General features: G+C 39.4%; 20 protein-coding genes, 1 rRNA gene and 1 riboswitch. All 21 genes read right to left on the bottom strand.

Annotation, left to right across the window (positions count from 1 at the left end; all coding sequences use genetic code 11):
- Window positions 1–7 precede the first annotated feature (7 nt).
- On the bottom strand, window positions 8–2269 hold the full coding sequence (pcrA, locus tag ACQKIH_RS20370; RefSeq protein WP_427768503.1) for a DNA helicase PcrA: 2262 nt from the start codon (window positions 2267–2269) through the stop codon (window positions 8–10).
- Between the two features lie 43 nt (window positions 2270–2312).
- Window positions 2313–3005, bottom strand: a complete 693-nt coding sequence (gene pcrB / locus ACQKIH_RS20365; RefSeq protein ID WP_427768501.1) for a heptaprenylglyceryl phosphate synthase — start codon at window positions 3003–3005, stop codon at window positions 2313–2315.
- A gap of 389 nt (window positions 3006–3394) precedes the next feature.
- Window positions 3395–3709 (bottom strand): YerC/YecD family TrpR-related protein, encoded by a 315-nt coding sequence (locus ACQKIH_RS20360; RefSeq protein WP_057984852.1) that lies wholly within the window; start codon window positions 3707–3709, stop codon window positions 3395–3397.
- Window positions 3710–3729: 20 nt separating this feature from the next.
- Window positions 3730–4782: a DUF3048 domain-containing protein gene (locus ACQKIH_RS20355; RefSeq protein ID WP_427768500.1), complete on the bottom strand. Its 1053-nt coding sequence runs from the start codon at window positions 4780–4782 to the stop codon at window positions 3730–3732.
- Between the two features lie 84 nt (window positions 4783–4866).
- Window positions 4867–6594, bottom strand: coding sequence for an adenine deaminase C-terminal domain-containing protein (locus ACQKIH_RS20350; protein ID WP_057984856.1), 1728 nt, complete (start codon window positions 6592–6594; stop codon window positions 4867–4869).
- A 226-nt stretch (window positions 6595–6820) separates the two neighbouring features.
- Window positions 6821–8071, bottom strand: coding sequence for a phosphoribosylamine--glycine ligase (gene purD / locus ACQKIH_RS20345; protein WP_057984859.1), 1251 nt, complete (start codon window positions 8069–8071; stop codon window positions 6821–6823).
- A gap of 380 nt (window positions 8072–8451) precedes the next feature.
- Window positions 8452–9987: a bifunctional phosphoribosylaminoimidazolecarboxamide formyltransferase/IMP cyclohydrolase gene (purH, locus tag ACQKIH_RS20340; protein WP_057984861.1), complete on the bottom strand. Its 1536-nt coding sequence runs from the start codon at window positions 9985–9987 to the stop codon at window positions 8452–8454.
- A 75-nt stretch (window positions 9988–10062) separates the two neighbouring features.
- On the bottom strand, window positions 10063–10629 hold the full coding sequence (purN, locus tag ACQKIH_RS20335; RefSeq protein WP_427768498.1) for a phosphoribosylglycinamide formyltransferase: 567 nt from the start codon (window positions 10627–10629) through the stop codon (window positions 10063–10065).
- Window positions 10629–11684 carry a phosphoribosylformylglycinamidine cyclo-ligase gene (gene purM, locus ACQKIH_RS20330; protein ID WP_057984865.1) on the bottom strand — a complete coding sequence of 352 codons (1056 nt, stop codon included), beginning with the start codon at window positions 11682–11684 and terminating at the stop codon, window positions 10629–10631. The genes purN and purM overlap by 1 nt, the downstream gene beginning before the upstream one ends.
- Window positions 11685–11843: 159 nt before the next feature.
- A complete protein-coding gene (gene purF, locus ACQKIH_RS20325; protein WP_427768495.1) occupies window positions 11844–13262 on the bottom strand; it encodes an amidophosphoribosyltransferase in 1419 nt (472 codons plus the stop codon).
- Complete coding sequence (gene purL / locus ACQKIH_RS20320; RefSeq protein ID WP_057984871.1) at window positions 13238–15472, bottom strand: phosphoribosylformylglycinamidine synthase subunit PurL; 2235 nt, start codon at window positions 15470–15472, stop codon at window positions 13238–13240. The genes purF and purL overlap by 25 nt, the downstream gene beginning before the upstream one ends.
- Window positions 15459–16142 (bottom strand): phosphoribosylformylglycinamidine synthase subunit PurQ, encoded by a 684-nt coding sequence (gene purQ, locus ACQKIH_RS20315; RefSeq protein ID WP_427768493.1) that lies wholly within the window; start codon window positions 16140–16142, stop codon window positions 15459–15461. Before purQ ends, purL begins: the two co-directional genes overlap by 14 nt.
- Before the next feature lie 2 nt (window positions 16143–16144).
- Window positions 16145–16393 (bottom strand): phosphoribosylformylglycinamidine synthase subunit PurS, encoded by a 249-nt coding sequence (purS, locus tag ACQKIH_RS20310; RefSeq protein WP_057984876.1) that lies wholly within the window; start codon window positions 16391–16393, stop codon window positions 16145–16147.
- A gap of 18 nt (window positions 16394–16411) precedes the next feature.
- Window positions 16412–16555, bottom strand: a complete 144-nt coding sequence (locus tag ACQKIH_RS20305) for a hypothetical protein (protein WP_427768491.1) — start codon at window positions 16553–16555, stop codon at window positions 16412–16414.
- A gap of 23 nt (window positions 16556–16578) precedes the next feature.
- The gene (purK, locus tag ACQKIH_RS20300) at window positions 16579–17703 is read right to left on the bottom strand and encodes a 5-(carboxyamino)imidazole ribonucleotide synthase (protein WP_427768488.1); all 1125 of its coding nucleotides are present in this window, start codon (window positions 17701–17703) and stop codon (window positions 16579–16581) included.
- Complete coding sequence (purE, locus tag ACQKIH_RS20295; protein WP_057984880.1) at window positions 17700–18188, bottom strand: 5-(carboxyamino)imidazole ribonucleotide mutase; 489 nt, start codon at window positions 18186–18188, stop codon at window positions 17700–17702. The genes purK and purE overlap by 4 nt, the downstream gene beginning before the upstream one ends.
- 164 nt (window positions 18189–18352) lie before the next feature.
- A riboswitch (purine riboswitch) is annotated at window positions 18353–18452 on the bottom strand.
- 99 nt (window positions 18453–18551) lie between these two features.
- Entirely contained in the window at window positions 18552–18737 is a 186-nt protein-coding gene (locus tag ACQKIH_RS20290) for an NETI motif-containing protein (protein ID WP_340788340.1), read from the bottom strand.
- Window positions 18738–18884: 147 nt separating this feature from the next.
- The gene (locus ACQKIH_RS20285) at window positions 18885–19931 is read right to left on the bottom strand and encodes a LolA family protein (RefSeq protein WP_427768486.1); all 1047 of its coding nucleotides are present in this window, start codon (window positions 19929–19931) and stop codon (window positions 18885–18887) included.
- A 4-nt stretch (window positions 19932–19935) separates the two neighbouring features.
- A complete protein-coding gene (locus ACQKIH_RS20280; protein ID WP_427768485.1) occupies window positions 19936–21384 on the bottom strand; it encodes a sensor histidine kinase in 1449 nt (482 codons plus the stop codon).
- Window positions 21381–22079, bottom strand: coding sequence for a response regulator transcription factor (locus ACQKIH_RS20275; protein WP_427768483.1), 699 nt, complete (start codon window positions 22077–22079; stop codon window positions 21381–21383). Before ACQKIH_RS20275 ends, ACQKIH_RS20280 begins: the two co-directional genes overlap by 4 nt.
- A gap of 143 nt (window positions 22080–22222) precedes the next feature.
- Window positions 22223–22314 (bottom strand): 5S ribosomal RNA (gene rrf, locus ACQKIH_RS20270); the annotation flags it as partial.

Raw genomic sequence — 22314 nt, 5'->3', positions numbered from 1 at the left:
TATCCTCCTAAGCTTTTTGAATAGGTGCAAATTTTGCTAATAAGCGTTTAATACCTGTCGGTGCTGGGAAGGCAATATCCAATTCCATGCCGTCACCTTCACCTTTCACACTAACGACCATACCAGTCCCCCATTTTCCATGGGCGGCTTTATCTCCAATTTTCCAATCAAACTGACTGCCACCTGTGTTTGCAAGTCTTGATGTTTGTGATGCTGGATTTTGAACAGCACCTAATGAACGGTTTGTCGACATACGGTCATAGCGATTCGATGTAAATGGTAGTGATGTATCGCGGTAAGAAGCACCACCAGACTTGGAAACTTGCTCAATTACCTCTTCATCAATTTCACGCAAGAAACGAGAGGGAGCATTATAACCAGTACGTCCAAAAATTGTTCGCGAGCCTGCACATGTTAAGTATAGTCGCTGTTCCGCACGCGTCGCGCCGACATACATCAACCTTCTCTCCTCAGCCATTTCCTCTTCACTTTCTAATGAACGAGAATGTGGGAAGATGTTTTCCTCCATACCAATAATGAATACAACTGGGAATTCCAGACCTTTTGCAGCATGCATCGTCATTAAAATAATCGTACCTTTTGCTTTCTCTTCTTCATCTAAAGAATCAATATCTGCAACTAATGCCAGATCCGTTAAAAAGGCAACAAGCGATTGATCTTCACTGCGTTTTTCAAATGCCTGTGTAACCGTTAAAAATTCCTGAATGTTTTCAAGTCTGCTTTCGGCTTCAATTGATTTTTCCGCTTCTAGCATTTTGCGGTAGCCTGATTTTTCGATGACTTCTTCCACAAGCTCCGTCACGGACAAATCATTTTGGCGCTCGGTCAATGAACGAATCATATTGTAAAATTGCTCCGCTGATGCAGATGCCTTCCCTGTTAATCCCATAAAAACTAGCTCACTCATCGCATCAAAAATCGAACGGTCTTGCTCGATTGCATATTGGAGCATCTTATCAAAGGACGTCGCACCAATCGCTCGTTTTGGTTCATTAATAATGCGTGCAAGTGATAAATCGTCATTATTGTTTGAAATTAAACGTAAATACGCGAGTAAATCTTTAATTTCTTTACGGTCATAGAATTTTGTTCCGCCAACAATTTGATAGTTCATATTCGATTTGACAAGCACATCTTCAATTACGCGTGACTGCGCATTTGTACGATAAAGTATGGCGAAATCATTGAGCTTATAGTCTTCATCCTTCATCAGCTTTTGGATTGTTCGAACGACATACTGCGCTTCATCCTGCTCATTGCCAGCTTTGTAAAGTTGTATTTTTTCGCCCTCGGTATTGTCTGTACGCAATACTTTTTTATAGCGATTTTTATTCTTTTCAATGACACTATTTGCTGCCTGTAATATGCGTTTTGTTGAGCGATAATTTTGCTCTAACATAATGACTTTGGCATCTTTATAATCCTTTTCAAACGATAAAATATTCGTAATATCCGCGCCACGCCAACGATAAATGGACTGATCCGAATCCCCAACAACACAAATATTACGGAATTTCTTCGCGAGCATTTGAACTAGTAAATATTGGGTTTTATTTGTATCCTGATACTCATCCACGTGAATATATTGGAATTTATTTTGATAAAATTCAAGCACATCTGGTGCCTGCTCAAATAAACGAATTGTCAGCATGATTAAATCATCAAAATCGAGACTTTGATTTTGATGCAAACGCTTTTGATAGCCCCTGTAAACCTGCGCTACAATCTTTTCAAATGGATTATGAGGATTTTGATTCGCTTCGAATTCCGAAACCGTAATACATTCGTTTTTCGCTGAGCTAATCGTATTCAAAATTGCACGTGGATCGTATTGTTTCGGGTCAATATTATCCTGCTTTAAAATATTTTTGATAACCGTCAACTGGTCCGAACTATCTAAAATAGAAAAGCTCTTCGTATAACCAATACGATCAATATTGCGACGTAAAATTCGCACGCACATCGAGTGGAATGTCGATACCCACATGCCATCTGTTGTGCCATTGCCCAAGATGCCATCAATTCGGTCACGCATTTCACGTGCCGCTTTATTTGTAAATGTAATCGCTAAAATTTTCGAAGGATATACTTGCCGCTCAACAACTAAATAGGCAATGCGATGCGTTAACACACGGGTCTTTCCTGAACCTGCACCTGCCATTATTAGTAGCGGTCCTTCTGTTGCTTTTACTGCTTCTGCCTGCTGTGGATTCATGCCTGTTACTAAACTGTTTGCAATATGATCCATACTACACCATCCAATCCAAAAGAACGTTTGTTCCTATTGTATATCATTTCACTACTTTTTTCACTGCTTGTACTGTTTTTAACGCTGTTTTTAAATCATTGTATACAATATTACCGACAATGACTGTATCTGCAAAGGCTGCCATTTCTTTCGCCTGCTCAGGTGAAGTAATGCCGCCACCATAAAAAAGCTTCGTCTCATTTAATACTTCACCAACCGCGCTTACCACTTCAGTATCGCCATAAGTTCCGCTATATTCTAAATAAAAAATTGGCAGTTTAAACAAATTCTCCGCCATGCGCGCATAGGCCACAACATCTTCCACCGTTAAATCTGTTTTTGCATTTGTCAGTTGTGCAACTTTACAATCCGGATTTAGCACAACATACCCTTCTGCAACAAGCTCTTCCCAAATTAAAATATCACCGTATTCCTTAATGGCTTCATGATGTAAATCTTTTACCCATCGTGTTTCCGTACTATTTAATACAGACGGAATAAAGTAATAATCATAACCTGGTGTAACACTTTCCAAATTTGAAATTTCTAATGCAACCGGCACTGAAAAACGACGCACACGAACTAAAAGGTCTAATACCCCATCTAATGTGACATCATCCGTGCCCCCAACTAAAATAACATCCGTTCCTGATTCACAAATTTGCTCCAGTGCTTCATCAGAAATTCCCTTAGCAGGGTCTAATTTAAATACATGTCGCCAATTTAAATATTCCATTTTTATATCCACCTGTTCATTCATAGTTTTATGGATCAATTACGCCTCGGCGTAATTGCGTCCAGATTTTTTTTCGAGATCGCTCGAAAAACTCCCCTAAAAATCTGTGACATCCGCCGGGGCTTGGGCCAACACGATGTTGGTCACTCAGGCGTTGCCGCATGACGCGGCGCACTTAGGCTGAGTTCCTCTATTTCAGCCAGGGTTAGAAACCCTCCTGAATAGAATTGCATATTTGGCATTCATCCTCCACTTTATAGAAGTAGGAGAATTCTGCTGAATCTAGTTATCCCATCTACAAGTATAGCGAAGTTTCTAGAAATATTAAAAGACTGAGCAAATAAAATGCCCAGTCTTTTTACACACTTTAATTTAAGCTCCATTCAACCTTACTTTGGTTCAAATGGTTTCTCATCAGGATACAAGCGTCCTAGCATTTCATCATACGTATCGTTTCCGTAATCAAAGCAGCGGCGAACACGTGAAATCGTTGCTGTTGAAGCACCCGTTTCTTTTTTGATCGTCTCATACGTTTTCTTTAAACGTAGTAAATGCGCCACCTCAAAACGTTGTGCTAATGATTGGATTTCACTAATTGTGCATAAATCATCAAAAAACTTATAGCATTCTTCAATATCCTTTAATTCAAGGACCGCTTTAAATAACTGCTCGGTTTGATGACCACGAATCTTTTCGATTTGCATAAAATTCCCCCATTCCTCTCTTATTGTGCATATGTAACAGATGACGCGAGTCCTGGAGACGTCGGTACAAAATGAACCCATGTTTGCCCTGGCACTAGCTTCACTTCAGATCCATCTTCTTCAATGGCGATTAAAAAACTCTCTGCATTTTTCCATTTTACTTCACGCATCATTCCACCCTGGAATACATATGCGTTGCCCCCACCTTTAATATTGATTGCGCGTCTACCTTCGTTATCAATAATTTGATGTGGCATCTCAAAAAATAAAACGTTCGCTAATTCGATTGGCTGCTGTGTTACATAATCTACGGTTTGGACATTTGCAGAAAATCTAGCATAGCGATTTGTTTCTGAATCAAATACATACTGGCTATTAAATTTCCCATTCGTACTGTAGTTTATCGCTACCTCACTAGCCTGTGTTCCTATTTTAACACTATCTTCGCCTTCATAAAAAGGATAAGATACTTTTTTCTGATAAAGTAGTGAAGCGCCTATCTTTTCTGCGCCTGCAACTACATTTTCACCTGAAATATAAGAATTATGTGGTGCTCTTCGCTCAGAAGAACGATTGAAATAAATGCCATCATATTGCATCCCATTCAGTCCCTCAACCACTCTCTTATCTAGCATCGATTTGGCCTCTGGACTATAGCCATGCGCTAAATAAAATGCATCTAAACCTTTCGCAATATCGATAAAGTAAGAACGCGCACTTCGGATTGGGCCAATGGATTCTGGAATTTGCGACTGATACAACGCTAAAAATCTCGTCACATCACCTTCAGCAAGCATTTCATAAACGACATCAGCCTGCGCTAAACCCGATTGCGGACGTGCTAATGGATGATTATTAATCGTCGCAATAATCGGACGTTGCGTTATTTCCTCGGCAATAGGCTCACCTGTAAACGGTGCAACAAATGGCAATGCCTCTTCCTCTTCCGCATCTGCAACTAATACCTCTTCTTGTTCTTCAATTTCTGGTTGCTCCACCTGTTCTTTATCTGAACAACCTGCAATAACTGCTGTACTTAAAATCGCTGCAATAAAAAAGCCGCGCTTCCTCATTTTATTCTCCCCCTATTTGAATCAATTACACCTCGGCATAATATCCCCCCTTATAGATGAGGGAGGATATTATGCTGAAATAAGTTAACGCATAACGGACGGTAGCATAACCGTATTTTTCATGACATCGAAAATTCCTCTTGGTGTAATACGGATATAAGGTAAATGCGTTGATTGTAAAAATAATAATGTATAAATGGCATCCGTATAGTGATAACCACGTTCCTTTAAAGCCGCTTTTAAATCGAGTTCTAATTGAATAACTTCTTCCACTGTTCCATCAAAAAATGAGCCCGAATAAGCTAACGGTAAAGACGTGACAATTTGTCTATCCTCCACTAATACAATGCCACCATTCATTTTCTTTAACTCCTGAAAAGCACACTTCATATCCTCCATACTTTTTCCAATTAAAATAATATCGCCTGTATTTGAATAGGAAGAAGCAAAGCCCTTTACGTGTGTTGCAAAACCTTTCAGCATTGTATTAATGCGCCATGCCCCATTACGATCGACCAACATTAAATAGCTTTCATCATGGTCAGTTGATAATATCTGTTGTCCTTGCGTCGTGATGCTATATGGTTTTGTGATGACGTCATTTACCATCTCAATTCCGATTGGCATTGAAAATTGGAAATCTGCGTCCGTTAAATCAAAGTCAATCGTCAATTTCTCTAAAGCCGATAAGTCCACTGCTGGGAATGCTTGTAGATCTACATTGTCACGCTTCAACCAAACCCCTTTTGAAAGAACCGCTTCAGGAGTTGGTGAATTTTCATCTGATAATATATTAATATTTGCATAACGCCCCGTTGCAATAATTCCATGTAAATTAGACATATCATAATAGCGCGCAACATTGTAAGATGCCATATTATACGCGTCAATTGGGCTCACTCCTGCTTCAAGTGCAGCACGAATACATTTATCAATAACACCATCTTGATGGAAGCTCGGCGTTGAACCGTCTGTCGTCATCATTAAGTGGTCAAAAATCGGGTAACCGCGCTCGACAACGCCCTTTAAAAGCTGTGGTAAATCAGGACGAATTGAAGAATAACGCAATGTCACCGCATAACCATGTAAAATACGTGCCTCTACATCTTCAATTGTCATTGCCTCATGGTCTCCATCAACGCCAAATAAACGCATTTTCGCCAATGTTTTATCCGATGCTCCTGGGAAATGCCCTTCAACTTTCTTCCCTTTATGATTCGCTGCTTGAATCCAATACAGCATTTGATCATCACCGCGTGTTAAACGTGGCCAGCCCGTCAATTCACCGCCTAAAACTACTTCTGGACGCTCCAACCATTCACATACCGAGGCATTCGAATAGAGTTCCCCTTCATTCTCAAGCTCTGTTTGCGAATCAAATCTTGCCCACCAATAAAATGAATATGGCAATTGACTTAGGTTATCCATCAAAGAAAACGCTTTCTTATTATCTAGTAAAGAAACAAGCGTCATATTATCTGAAATAAATGTCGTTGTACCCGATTGTGCACAAAACTGCGCAAAGCTATATGGATTATACAGTTGGAACGGATGCACATGCGGCTCAATATAACCAGGTACAACCGTTTTACCTGTCATATCAATGATATCTGTCCCATCTAAATTGGTCGGCATTTCCTTTCCAACATACACAATGCGATCACCGGAAATCCAAATATTCCCTGTCAACCATTGCTTAAATATGCTGTGCAAGTATTTTGCATTTTGCAGCACGATATTAGGAGCTACTTTCCCATCAATAATACTCACTTGTTCACGAATATCCTTAATTCTCCATTTGACTTCAGACACAATAAAACGCTCCTCTCAATTATCGAAATTTTATCAATTAAAAATACTCTATTTAGTGGAAATAGTTGAAATATTTCCTTTTCGAACCTATTTTTATCGTATCATAGCACTTTCATAAAGCAAAGTATTATAGAAAAAAATTACAATTCAAAAAGTACGGTAGCATATCCCTACCGTACTTTTCGAAGCATATTTAGCAAAGCTTCAGCTTAAAATGGACATTCAATTATTCAAACGTTCTCCAACCGATATCTTGACGGAAGAAGAAGTTCGGCCATTCTTTTTTGGCAAGCTCAGCATATACCTTTTCTTGCGCTTCTTTTAAATCTTCCGCTTCCGCAGCAACTAAAATGACACGACCGCCATTTCCGACAAATTGACCATCTACAAGTTTTGTACCTGCGTGATAAACCGGAAGTGCTAAATCGCTTAAATTAGGTAGTGCATTGCCTTTTTCTACATCTCCAGGATAGCCATCTGCCGCTACGACAACACCTAAAATGGCTTCTTCTTTCCATTGTAAATCGAATGGCTCTTCGTTCATTAATGCAAGCATAAACTCACCAAAATCAGATGCCATACGTGGTAAAACGACCTGTGTTTCTGGGTCACCAAAACGCGCATTGAACTCGATTACTTTCGGACCTTTTTTCGTCAAAATTAAACCAGCATATAAAATACCTGTGAATGATACACCTTCTGCTTCCATTGCCTTTACTGTTGGTTCAACAACTGTGTCATATGCAACCTTAACAATGTCCTCTGAAATTTGAGGTACTGGAGAATATGCTCCCATACCACCTGTATTCGGTCCACGGTCGCCGTCATAAGCACGTTTATGATCTTGTGCAATAACCATTGGATAAATTTGTCCTTTATGAACAAATGACATGAAGCTAAACTCTTCCCCATCAAGAAATTCTTCAATTACGACGCGAGATGAAGAGTCACCAAAACGTTGGTTACCAATCATATCCTCTACCGCTACAATTGCTTCTGCTTCTGTCATTGCAACAATTACACCTTTACCTGCTGCAAGTCCATCTGCTTTAATAACGATTGGTGCGCCTTGTTCTTTAATGTACGCTACAGCTTTATCAGCTTCCGTAAACGTTTCATGTGCAGCAGTTGGTATATTATATTTGTTCATAATATCTTTCGCATACGATTTTGAGCCTTCAATTTGTGCAGCTGCTTTCGTTGGTCCGAAAATGACTAAGCCTTGCTCATTAAAATAATCTACAATTCCTTCAGCTAATGGCTGTTCTGGACCGACAAATGTTAAAGCGATATTATTTTCCTTTGCAAAGTCCGCTAACTCCGCAAAATTAGATGCATCAATTGCGATGATTTCAGCATCATTTTTCATCCCATCATTACCTGGTGCAACAAAAACCTTCTGTACTGAAGGGGCATTATTAAATTGTTTCGCAATCGCATGTTCACGACCACCACTACCGATTACAAGTATGTTCATTTTATTCTCTCCTTTGAATTATAAATCTTTTAAGCAATATGTATGTTGTGTATAGTAGAAAAAAACGCCCGCCAAAAACAGGCGAGCGTTTTTATTAATTAAGTAGAGACAATGCTATCCGACCAGAATAGTATTGTCTCCCTTATTAATAAGAGTTGTTACGCACATCCCCCGACCAAAGTGGATGTGCGTAAACAATTTATTGAACGAAGGACCCGGCCAGGATCATCCATTCGGTTTTCTTCACCATTTTTCCGGCCAGAAAGAATAGTGAAAAAAGCATTTGCAAACGCTTCTGCTAATGCCCGGCCAGAGCATTAGTGAAACATTATTCTATTATACTATACATAGTGCTACATTTTCTAGCAAAGTACTCTTTTTTAATGTTTGAAATGACGAACCCCAGTGAATACCATTGCAATACCGTATTTATTTGCTGCTTCGATTGATTCTTGATCTTTAATCGAGCCACCTGGTTGAATGATTGCTTTAATTCCAGCTTTAGCAGCTGCTTCAACTGTGTCACCCATTGGGAAGAATGCATCTGATGCAAGTGCTGCACCGTTTGCTTTTTCTCCTGCTTGCTCAAAGGCAATCTTCGCTGCACCAACACGGTTCATTTGACCAGCACCAACGCCTAATGTCATTTGATCGTCTGTTACTACGATTGCATTTGATTTTACGTGCTTCACAACTGCCCAGCCAAGTTTTAATGCATTCCACTCAGCTTCAGTTGGTTCGCGGTCCGTTACGACTTTAATATCTGCTTCGTTAAATCCATAGCGGTCTGGCTCTTGAACGAGTAAGCCACCTTCTACAGATACTACATTAAATTGATCTTGCTTCGCTTGTGCAAAGTCAATTGTCATTAAGCGGATATTTTTCTTTTTCGTTAAAATTTCAAGCGCTTCTTCTGTGAATGAAGGCGCGATAATAATTTCTAAAAAAATTTCGCTTAATTTCGTTGCTGTCGCAGCATCTACTTCCATATTTAGCGCGATAATGCCACCGAAAATAGATGTTGGATCTGCTTCGTATGCTTTGTTGAATGCTTCTTCAATTGTCACACCTGTACCAACACCACATGGGTTCATATGCTTCACAGCAACTGCTGCTGGCATTTCGAATTCTTTTACAATTTGTAATGCAGCGTTTGCATCTTGGATGTTATTGTAAGATAATTCTTTTCCGTGTATTTGATTCGCATAGGCAATTGAGAAGTCCGAGCCTAAACGTTTTGCATAAAATGCTGCTTTTTGGTGTGGGTTTTCACCGTAACGTAACGTTTGTTTCAACTCATATGTTAACGTCATGTTTTCTGGGAACTCTTCACCAATCGCATTGGATAAATGATTTGAAATATATGAATCATATGCAGCTGTATGACGGAATACTTTCGCTGCTAAACGACGACGTGTTTCTAATGTCGTTTTGTTATCTGCTTTTAGCTCTTCTAAAACAGCGGCATAGTCATTTGCATCCACGATCACTGTTACGTAAGCGTGATTTTTTGCTGCAGAACGTAGCATTGTTGGACCACCGATATCGATGTTTTCAATCGCGTCATCCCAAGAAACATTTGGCTTAGAAATTGTTTCAACGAATGGGTAAAGGTTTACACATACAATTTCGATTGGTTCGATACCATGCTCTTCCATTTGTGCAACATGGCTTGGCTCGTCAAATTTCCCTAAAAGACCACCGTGAATCATTGGATTTAATGTTTTCACACGGCCATCTAAAATTTCCGGGAATTTTGTTACTTCATCTACTGCTGTTACGGGTACATTGTTATCGTGAAGTAATTGTTTTGTACCACCAGTTGATAATACTTCATAGCCAAGAGCTACTAATTCTTTTGCAAATTCTAAAATACCACTTTTATCTGAAACACTAATAAGTGCGCGTTTAGTCACGATTAGGTCCTCCAATTAATTTCAATATTCTTTTCGGTGAGCACATGCCCTCACAGGAGCGACTCAAGCGATTTTTTAGTTTTTGAATAACTGCTGTAATGTATTTGTGTACAGTTCATGTTCTAGTTTATGAATACTAGATTCTGTTGCAGCGCGGTCGTCTTCTACAACGTCGACAGTGCCTTGTGCAATAATTTTCCCTGTATCCATACCGGCATCTACATAATGTACTGTTACACCCGTAATTTTCACACCATGCGCCATCGCTTGTCCAATCGCATCTTTGCCTGGAAATGATGGGAGTAAAGATGGGTGAATATTTATGATACGATTTTCATACGCGGATAATAATGTCTCACCAACAAGACGCATGTACCCCGCTAAAATAACCCATTCAATATTGTTTTCTTGTAACACTTCAATAATTTTCTCTTCGTAAGCGACCTTGGATTCAAACGTTTTTGGTGCTAATTCCAAAGCCGGAATGCCCATCTTTTCGGCACGCGTTACGACGAAAGCACCTGGCTTGTCTGTAATAACAAGCCCTATGTTTGCTGTTAATTCGCCGCGCTCAATGCTTTCGGCAATTGCTTGAAAGTTACTGCCACTGCCTGAAGCAAATACTGCGATTTTGGCTACCATTACACTAAACTCCCGTCATGCTCACCGTTGAAAATAACACCTTCACCTTTTACTACGCGACCAATTGTGTATGCTTTTTCGCCATTTGCTTCAGTTGCTGCGATTACTTTTTCCACTTCACTTGCAGGAACAGCCATAACAAAGCCGATTCCCATGTTGAAAACATTATATAAATCCTTGTCTGCTAAAGCACCTTTTTCTTTTAAGAAGTCAAAGATACGTAATGACGGCCAAGAACCTAAGTCAATTTCTGTTGCTAAACCTTCTGGCATCATGCGTGGTAAGTTTTCATAAAAACCGCCACCTGTTACGTGTGCACAACCATGAACGTCTGCTGCTTTTAAAGCTGCTAATACTGGTTTTGCGTAAAGCTTTGTAGGGACTAAAAGTGCTTCGCCAATAGGACCAAGGTCTTCATAGCCATCTACAATTGCATCTACTGCACAATCATTATCTGTAAAAATAACTTTACGAACTAAAGAATAACCGTTAGAGTGAACGCCACTTGAAGCAAGACCAATTAGTACGTCACCTTCTACAATCTTTTCACCTGTCACGATATCGGATTTTTCACAAGCACCTACTGCAAATCCAGCTAAATCATACTCATCTTCTTCATAAAGGCCTGGCATTTCTGCTGTTTCGCCGCCGATAAGTGCTGCACCAGATTGCACACAGCCGTCTGCTACACCTTTTACGATTTGCTCGATTTTTTCAGGCACTGCTTTACCTACCGCAACATAGTCAAGGAAGTATAATGGCTCTGCGCCTTGAGCAACGATATCATTGACACACATTGCTACACAATCCACGCCAATTGTATCGTGTTTGTCTACCATAAAGGCAAGCTTTAATTTCGTACCAACACCGTCTGTACCTGAAATTAGAACCGGTTCTTTTAAGTTTAATGCAGACAAATCGAACATTCCGCCGAAGCCACCAAATGTCCCCATCACACCTAATCGATTTGTACGTTCAACGTGTGATTTCATACGCTTTACTGCTTCATAACCTGCTTCAATATTTACGCCTGCTTGTTCATATGCTTTTGACATAATGTACTTGCTCCTCCTTAAATCAATTACGCTTTAGCGTAATTGCGTCCAGATTTTTTCAAGCTTGCTCGAAAAATCCCTCTAAAAATCTGTGACATCCGCCGGGGCTTTAATTTGATTCAGCAGGGGGTTAACCCCTGCTAAATCAAGTTAAACCGCTTAACAATCTTTTTCATGTGGTAACACTGTGTCTGGGAAAATTTCTGTTGGATATTTCCCGTTGAAGCATGCGAGACAAAGGCCACGACTTTCATCTTCGAATGGACGAGCAATTGCTTCTACCATTCCCTCTTCAGATAAAAATGTTAATGTATCTGCACCGATTGCTTCACGCATTTCTTCTACGTTGTGACTAGCAGCGATTAATTGTTCATGTGTTGACGTATCAATACCGTAGAAGCATGGATCAACCATTGGAGGAGATGAAATAACAACATGCACCTCTTTTGCACCTGCATCTTTTAACATTTTAACGATACGTTTTGAAGTAGTACCACGAACGATTGAATCATCCACCATCACGACGCGTTTATCTTTTACAACCTGAATAACAGGTGATAATTTCATTTTTACTCCGCGCTCACGCAGTTCTTGTGTAGGTTGAATAAATGTACGACCAACATAACGATTTTTAATTAATCCAAGCTCATATGGAATGCCACTTGCTTCGGCAAAACCAATCGCTGCTGAAATACTAGAATCGGGCACACCTGTTACTACATCCGCTTCAATATGGGCACATTCTTTTGCTAAAGTTTTTCCCATACGTTTACGGGCCATATGCACATTAATGCCATCAATATCTGAGTCAGGACGCGCTAAGTAGACATATTCCATCGCACACATTGCACGGTTCGCTGGATCAGCAAACATATCTGATTCAATGCCTTTATCCGTAATGATTACAAGCTCTCCAGGTTCTACATCACGCACATATTCTGCACCGATTAAATCAAATGCACATGTTTCTGAAGCGGCTACCCAGCCATCTCCCAATTTGCCAATTGATAGTGGACGTAAACCGTTCACATCACGCGCTACCATCATCACATCTTCTGTCATGATTAAAAATGTAAATGCCCCTTTTAATAAAGATAACGCATTTTTCACTTTTTCACGGAATGGTGAATGAGATGATTTTTTGATTAAATGTGCAAGTACTTCTGAATCTGAAGTAGAGTGAAAGATGCTACCTGCACGCTCTAAATATTGCTTTAAATGATTCGCATTTACTAAATTCCCGTTATGCGCAATCGATAAACTGCCAGTAGATGAATGGAAAAGTAATGGTTGAACATTTTCAAGACCACCATTTCCTTGCGTTGAATAACGTACATGTGCAATAGCTGCTTTGCCTTTTACTTTGCTTAGCTTGCCTTCATTGAACACATCGTTTACAAGGCCTTCACCTTTTACAGCGCGCAGGTTATTGCCGTCAGTAACGACAATACCTGCACCTTCCTGCCCACGGTGTTGTAGCGCATGCAATCCGTAGTAACTAATTTGAGCCGGATCATTATGCCCCCATATACCGAATACTCCACATTCTTCGTTTAAGCCTCTGATTTCAGCAAGCATGGGATTGCCCCTTTCCAACTAGAACGGAATTCCTCCACAGTACCTTCAATAAGCATGCCTTGGTCACCGCTGATTTTAACAAGTGCATCTGCTGTTACGACACCGATTTTCGCTGCATCTGTAACGATTTTTTCGAATGCCGCTGCATTTTCTTCTTTTACCGTTAAGATGAAACGAGATTGTGATTCTGAGAATAATGCTGTTACCGCAGAACCTGCTAATGTTACATCAATACCTAAGTCTTTTGCACTGAATGTTTTTTCTGCTAATGCAACCGCTACGCCACCTTCAGAAACGTCATGCGCTGATTGAACGAATCCTGCACGAATTGCTTCTAAAATTGCTTTTTGACGCGCTACTTCTACATCTAAATCAATCGCAGGAGCTTTCCCTGAAATCTTGCCATTATTTAATAGCTTTTGTAATTCAGAGCCACCAAATTCAGTTGTTGTTTCACCGATTGCATAAACAACGTCACCGGCTGCTTTCACTTCTTGTGTTGTCGTATGTGCTAAATCTGTAATTAAACCGACCATACCAATTGTTGGTGTAGGGTAAACAGCTTCTCCAGAACGCTCATTGTAAAGTGATACGTTACCACCGATTACTGGTGCAGATAATGCTGTACATGCCGCTGCGATACCGTCAGCAGACTTTTCGATTTGCCAGAAGATTTCTGGTTTTTCTGGATTGCCAAAGTTTAAGCAGTCTGTAATTGCTAATGGCTCAGCACCTGAACATACGATGTTACGTGCTGCTTCCGCCACAGCAATTTTCCCGCCTGTTTCTGGATCTAAGTAAATATAGCGAGAGTTACAGTCAGTTGTCATCGCTAAACCTTTATTTGTACCACGTACACGAATAACCGCTGCATCTGAACCAGGTGCTACTACTGTGCTTGTACGTACTTGGTGATCATATTGGTCATAAACCCACTCTTTAGAAGCAATTGTTGGCGCTTGTAATAGAGCAGATAATGTATCTTTAAAGCCTTCAATTACTGGCTCTGCATTTTCAATTGCTTGGAACTCAGCAAAGTAAGCTGGTTCAGCAGATGGTTTGTGATAAACTGGCGCCTCTTCTGCAAGTGCATCAGCAGGAACGTCCGCTACTACAACACCGTTATGAATTAAACGTAATTGTTTGTCATCTGTTACGCGACCAACTGCTACTGCGTCTAAATCGTATTTTTCAAAGATTGTTTTAATGTCTTCTTCACGACCTGCTTTTACAACAAGTAACATACGCTCTTGAGATTCTGAAAGCATCATTTCGTAAGCTGACATACCTGTTTCACGTTGTGGAATTAAGTCTAAGTTCATTTCCACACCAGTACCTGCTTTAGAAGCCATTTCTGCTGAAGATGATGTAAGACCTGCAGCACCCATGTCTTGAATACCAACTAATGCGTCAGATTTTACAACTTCTAAACATGCTTCAAGAAGAAGTTTCTCCATGAATGGGTCACCAACTTGTACTGCTGAACGGCTTTCCTCTGAATCCTCTGATAACTCCTCAGATGAGAATGTTGCACCATGAATACCATCACGACCTGTTTTTGCCCCAACGTACATTACTGTGTTACCTATACCTGCTGCAACACCTTTTTGGATATCTTTATGGTCGATTAAACCAACACACATTGCATTTACAAGTGGGTTGCCTTCATAGCAAGGGTCGAACTGAATTTCGCCACCTACTGTTGGAACCCCGATACAGTTACCGTAACCTGCGATACCTGCTACAACTTCTTCAAATAAATATTTACCGCGCGCTGTTTTTAACTCACCAAAACGTAATGAATTTAACATTGCGATTGGGCGTGCACCCATTGAGAATACATCACGTAAAATACCGCCAACACCTGTTGCTGCACCTTGGTAAGGCTCAATTGCTGAAGGGTGGTTATGTGATTCCATTTTAAATACAACCGCTTGATCATCACCGATATCAACAATACCTGCGCCCTCACCTGGTCCTTGTAATACTTGAGGACCTGTTGTTGGGAACTTGCGTAATACTGGTTTCGAGTTTTTGTAAGAACAGTGCTCAGACCACATTACCGAGAATAGACCTGTTTCTGTCCAGTTTGGTAGGCGACCTAAAATTCCTTCTACCATCGCAAACTCTTCATCTGGCATACCCATTTGAGTATAAAGCTTCTGCTCTTTAATTTGCTCTGCTGTTGGCTCAAAGTTAGTTGTTGACATGATTTTCCCTCCACTGCTTAACAATTGATTTAAATAATTCAAGACCATCTGCGCCGCCTACTAATTCGTCTACTGCACGCTCTGGGTGAGGCATCATACCTAGTACGTTTCCTTGCTCGTTCACAATACCTGCGATGTCTTCTAATGAACCGTTTGGATTGTCACCTGAATAAGTGAATACAATTTGGTTGTTCGCTTGTAATTTCGCTAATGTTTCTTCATCACAATAGTAGTTACCTTCACCATGTGCGATTGGAATATTGATTACTTGACCCGCTTCATAGTGGTTCGTGAATAATGTATTGTTGTTTTCTACTTTCAGTTGCACTGTGCGACACATGAATTTTAAGTCTCTGTTACGTAAAAGTGCGCCTGGTAACAATCCAGCTTCCGTTAAAATTTGGAATCCATTACATACGCCTAATACCGGCTTGCCTGCTGCTGCTGCTTTTTTTACTTCAGCCATAATGTTTGATTGGTTGGCCATTGCACCACAACGTAAATAGTCACCGTAAGAGAAACCACCAGGAATTAACACGCCATCAAATTGGCTTAAATCTGTTTCAGTATGCCAAACGTACTCTACTTCTTCACCTAGTTCATCTTTGATCGCGTGATACATATCGATGTCACAGTTCGATCCAGGGAACACGATTACTGCGAATTTCATGATTAGTTTGCCTCCTCAATCTCAAAGCGATAATCTTCAATAACAACATTCGTTAACACTTTTTCACACATTTCTTTTACGATTGTGTCGATATCACGATCTGTATCACCAATTGTTAATTCTAAATATTTACCGATACGTAAATCTTGAACTTCTTCATAACCGATTTGTGTTAAAGAACCTTTTACCGCTGAACCTTGTGGATCTAAAATGCTTTCGCGTAATGTAACGTAAATTTTAACTTTTTTCATGTTTGATTGCCTCCAAGTTTATATATTAATTTCGTATACTTCTATATTTAAAGTAACAATTGTCACACTAATTGCAGTAAAGTTTGGACGCAGCACTTCATTTACATGCAGAGCCTTGTCATAAAAGACGTTCACTTCCTTTAGTGTTAAACTGTTTCCCATGACGTATTCCGCCAAAGCTTTTACTACTCAGACCAAATGCCAGAGTCCTCAATTTGTTGTAATGTTAGATCCAAATCATCAGTCATAATTGTGACATGACCCATTTTACGATTTACTTTTGCTTCTGCTTTTCCGTAAAGGTGAACAGACCAATCAGGATATTTTGAAATCGAGTTCGTTAATGCTACAACATGTTGCCCGAGTACATTTACCATAATCGATGGTGCCCATAATCTTGGTTTACGTAATGGCCATCCGCATACAGCACGAATATGCTGTGTGAATTGTGAAATATTACATGCTTCCATTGAGTAATGACCCGAATTATGTGGTCGTGGTGCACATTCATTAATCACAATGTTGCCATCTTCTAATACAAACAGTTCAACCGCTAACGTCCCAACAAGCTTCAAGTGATCCGCAATTTTCATCGCTGCCTCTTCTGCTAATGCCGCTGTCTCATTTGAAATACGAGCTGGTACGATTGTTTCGTGCAAAATATGATTTACATGAATATTCTCTCCAACTGGTAAGCAGTATGTTTCGCCATGCCCGTTGCGTTGAACAATGACTGAAATTTCTTTTGTAAATGGTACAAAACCTTCTGCAATACATTGAGAATGCTCAAATAAACTTTTTGCTAATGGCAAATCTTCTGAACCTTTTAACAGTTGCTGTCCTTTACCATCATAGCCACCACGAGCTGTTTTTACGATGCAAGGGAAACCAATTTGATTAATTGACTCACATAATTGCTCGTAAGTATCTGCTACGACATAAGGTGCTACTGGACAACCAGCTTCGACAATCGCTGCTTTTTCTGTTACACGATTTTGCGTAATGCGAACTAACTCAGCCCCTTGAGGAACGTAAGCAATTTCCATTAAGCGCTTTAAACCTTCATAATCAATATTTTCAAATTCGTAAGTAATCACATCACTTACTTCTGATAATTCTTCTAATGCGGCTTCATCATCATATGGTGCTACGATACAAATATCTGCAACTTGTCCACATGGTGAATCCATTGTAGGCTCTAGGACAGCAATTTTATAGCCTGCCTCTTTTGCAGCAACGGCCATCATTCGACCAAGCTGACCACCACCAATAATGCCGATTGTTTGCCCAGGATAGATCATCTTCGTCACACTAGGTCACCTGTGCTTTCTAAAACTTGTGCCTTCGTTGCTTCACGGCGAGCATCTAGCTTGTTTGCTAGTTCTTGATTCGTTGCTCCTAAAATTTGTGCTGCAAGTAAACCTGCATTCGTTGCACCTGCTTTACCGATTGCTACTGTCGCTACCGGTACACCACCTGGCATTTGAACAATTGATAGTAATGAATCAAGTCCATTTAACGCACGAGATTGTACAGGAACTCCGATAACAGGTAATGTCGTTTTTGCAGCGACCATACCTGGTAAATGTGCTGCACCACCCGCACCTGCAATAATAACTTGAATACCGCGTCCGCGAGCTGCTTCTGCATACTCAAACATTAAGTCTGGCGTACGATGTGCTGATACAACTTGCTTTTCATAAGGAACTGCTAATTCATCTAAAATGTCACATGCATGTTTCATTGTTTCCCAGTCACTAGAACTGCCCATAATAACACCAATTTTTGGATTCATCATTCTGCTCTCCTTTAAAACAACCTACTTTATTCAGTAATCGACTGAAAAAAGGTCCCCAAATAATCTACTCTCTATTTGAAAGAAAGCAAATCACTTGAGGACCTAAAGATGAAAGGATCTGTACATAACTTCATTAGAAGACACACCCTTTGCTTATTTTTCCAAAAGTTGCTTTCCCTCATAGTCCGAATTTTTAGGTTTCGGGTAGAAACGCTAGAGCCATATTATCTAGCATATATGTGGGTTTAATGTTTTTCCTTTAGTTATTTTAACAAGGGTTCACAAGAAAAGCAACGATAAAATGCGAACGTTATAAATTAAGTCGACGATAATGTTCGGATTTTAGTAACGTGTTATAAATTATTCACTTAAAATGCCTTTAAACATAATTTTTTGACGTAAATAAGTCGGTTCACCATCTACTAGATGAAACACTGGTTCTTCTTTGCGCCCGAATGGCATATATCCATCTTTGTTCATTCTTTCCAAACATTGCTCAATTGTTTCGTTTTCTTGTACTTCATACCAAATCTGTTTTTTAGACAATTTGACTCATTCCTTTCAACACTCTTTATTTTCTTACTATAACATGCGATTATTTATTTTTCCCTAGCGCTCAACTAAAGAACAAGAAATAGACATAATAAAAAAAAACGCATTTATCATTTATAAAATGACAAACACGCCTTTTTCTTATTGTACAAGCTCCATACTTTCAATATAAGCGTAAACTTCCTCAAATGTAGCATCTGGGTGCTCAATCATAACATTGTATGTTACGTTATTTTCCGCCCATTGGATTAATCGGAAGTTGCCCATCTCCATTTGTTCCCCTTCGACATTACGCACTGTTACCTTCTCTTCAGCTAACGATGCTTCATTATCTATTTGTGCGCTAGGAAGTATAGTTAATGTCAGCCACTTCTCGCCACCCTTACTATAATTAAACGCATATTCTGAGCGATTTTTAGAACCATAATCCTGAATCGTTTCAAGTACCAAATCATCATCCGTAAATACTAAAAATGTCCCGAGCTTTTCAATTACCTGCTCTAGCTCTACCTGTTCAAACGTAATCTCCGTATCTAGCTGTTCCACTACAGCCCCTTCTGGAACTTCCAGCACAAATAATTCATCCTCTATTGTTGGTGATAGCTCAATTACTTTATATTCCGACACCATCTCTATACTTGCACTATTAGAAATTGATTTTAGGACCATCCAATTTTCTTTATCCACCCAAATTTCTAAATCGCCAATCAAACTTTTTTCTTTTGTTGTTGCTACAATGTGATAGGTGTTACGCCCAGCAATTTTTTCTTTACCAGCAATTTTAATATCATGTGTGTCCTCTACTATGTTTAGTAAGATTGAAGCTTGTTCCTTTAATGTTGGCGATGTGAAACCTGCTGCTTCATTTGAAATATCATATTGATGTACAATGTTTTCATTCACATCGAGCATCATTATTTTCTGTCCATCATTTACGGTAATAAAATACTCATTATTACTGCCTTGGGTTTCTATACGACGCTTGCCATCCTTTACCCATTCTTTAATCGTCATAGGTTGTTCGTCGCCCATATCCATTACATACTCACCGTAATACGTTTGTAACGTCGTTGTATCCTGTACCGCCTGATCTAATATTTCTTGAGGCGATAAATTGCTCGTTTCCTCACTACAAGCACCTAACAATAGCCCGGCCATTAATATGCTTGCATAAATTAATTTTTTCATGCGTTTATTCCCCCTTTCTTGGTAACCAACAAATAATAGCTGTTCCTTCATTTTCATGTGATGTAACTATTACATCCCCACCATGCTTCTCCAGTATTTGCTGTGCGATGCTTAATCCCAATCCTGCTCCTCGCTGTCCATTTTGACTACGCGCTTGATCTATTTGATACAACGGTTTAAATAATTGCTGACAATGTTCCGCGGGAATTCCTTTTCCGCTATTTTGGACAATCATATATAAGCCTTCTTGTTTTGTTAAATGAGACTTTACCCATTCTTTACAATGGGCTGGTATTATAGGTGGCTCAAAGGCCGTAATTTCGATTCGACCAGCCGATTCCGTATATCGCCAAGCATTTGTTAACAAATTATCTGCAACTCTCATCAACTGCTTTGGATTCACCTCATACATACCCTCTACTTGTATGAACGTACTTACTGTGAATCCCTTATCTTTACTTACTTGCTCATAATCAGACAACAGCATGTCAAAATACTCGTCACCTTCTACTTCTACTAAATGCATTTCATAAGAAGGCGATTGCAACAGTGTGTACATCATCAAATCGTCTAACATTTGCTTCATGAAATCTGATTTAGTTAATATGACATCTAAATAGTCCTGTTGTTCTTCATTTGATAGCTGCCCGCTTTTCAATCCTTCTGTATATGCTTGGATTGATGTGAGTGGTGTTTTTAAATCATGTGATAGACTCGCAATTATAAATTCCTTTTGTCCTTGTTCTTCTTGAATTTGCTTCCGGGCCAGTTCAATTTCCTGCTGCATCACAAAAAAATTCCACGCCAGTTCACCTAGCTCATCCTTCTTTTCATGCAATGTTGACGGGACTTTTTCTCCTTTAGCAAATGCCTTCATTTGAAGTATAAGCTCTTTCACTGGACGATTTAATCGGCGGTTTAAAAAGTAAATAATTCCCCCATAGATCACTACAAGCAGTAAGACAATACCACCTACAACTAAATAGATTTGCGTATTTACCTGTTCGATCCATTCTGTGCGCAGTAAGACAACCTCATAAATACCTACGATTTTCCCCTTCACATAAATAGGTTCTTTATATGTAAAGGTACGATAATTTTGTTTAAATTCATATAATCCTTGATACAATATCTTTTTATCTTCAAAATTTCCAATCTGAGTATTCATCGGATTCGATGTATAAAAAATTTGTCCATTACCTCCATAAAGCGAAATTTGTACTTCATTTGATACAAGTGCCTCTAATTCAGTAAAATTTGCCTCACGCTCATACAGTTCATATTGACTAACAACCTTCTTTATTTTGTTGAGTGTTGAACGCTTTTCAAAATACTCCGAAACTTGCTTATCTTGATAATAATTATTAATCGATAAATAAAGTCCATACACCCCAGCTAAAGGTAATAGCATTACGAGTAAATACGTGAGCAGTAACCACGTTTTTATTTTCATAAAATCTCACCAATAAAGCGATAGCCTTTTCCCCAGACCGTTTGAATGAAATGCGGTGTTTTCACAGAGTCCTGCAACTTTTCTCGTAAAGATTTAATATGGACTGTCACAGTGTTCGTATCCATAAAGCTTGATTGTTGCCACACATGAAGATACAATTGCTCTTTTGTAAATATTTGTCCTGCATTTTGAGCTAATATTTTCAGAAGTGCAAACTCCTTTTGTGTCAACGTTAAATCAGTATCATTCAACTCTGCTATATCCGTTGCCCAGTTGATTTTTAATCCACATGCATAGACATCCATTTCTGCAACTTGTTGAACTTTATTGTATCTTTGCCATCTACGTAATTGCGAGCTAACACGCGCTTTCAATTCCTCTAATGAAAATGGTTTGGCTAAATAATCATCGGCTCCTTGCAAACCTTGTACTTTATCAGCATCTGTATTGCGTGCGCTAATCATAATAATGGGCACATCACTTTCTAGACGTATATGTTCAATTAATGTAAGACCATCCATTTCTGGCATCATCCAGTCCACTAGCACTAAATCAAAACAGGTTTGTTTAAAATCATATAATCCTTCTAATCCTGTTGTTGCCAAATTAACGTGATAACCTTCTTTATTAAGTGTATCTTTTATAATTCTTGCTATTTCGTAGTCATCTTCTACTAATAATATTTGCTGTAGCATCTTTATTCCTCCTATCATCAATATAACAGGTGACCTTTATGAATTTTCAAACTTTATATTTTCTTTATTTTCTCATGAAATTTATACTTTTTGATACTAAAAAAAGGACTCAAAGCATTATGCTTTGAGTCCTTTTTATTTGTGCGAAGCGATGTCCTACTCTCACAGGGGGAAGCCCCCAACTACCATCGGCGCTAAAGAGCTTAACTTCCGTGTTCGGTATGGGAACGGGTGT

Origin of the sequence: Solibacillus cecembensis (genome assembly GCF_050272495.1) — a bacterium.
GTDB lineage: Bacteria > Bacillota > Bacilli > Bacillales_A > Planococcaceae > Solibacillus > Solibacillus cecembensis.
The sequence above is the reverse complement of the archived record's forward strand: the minus strand, read 5'-3'. Positions and strand labels throughout refer to the sequence as shown.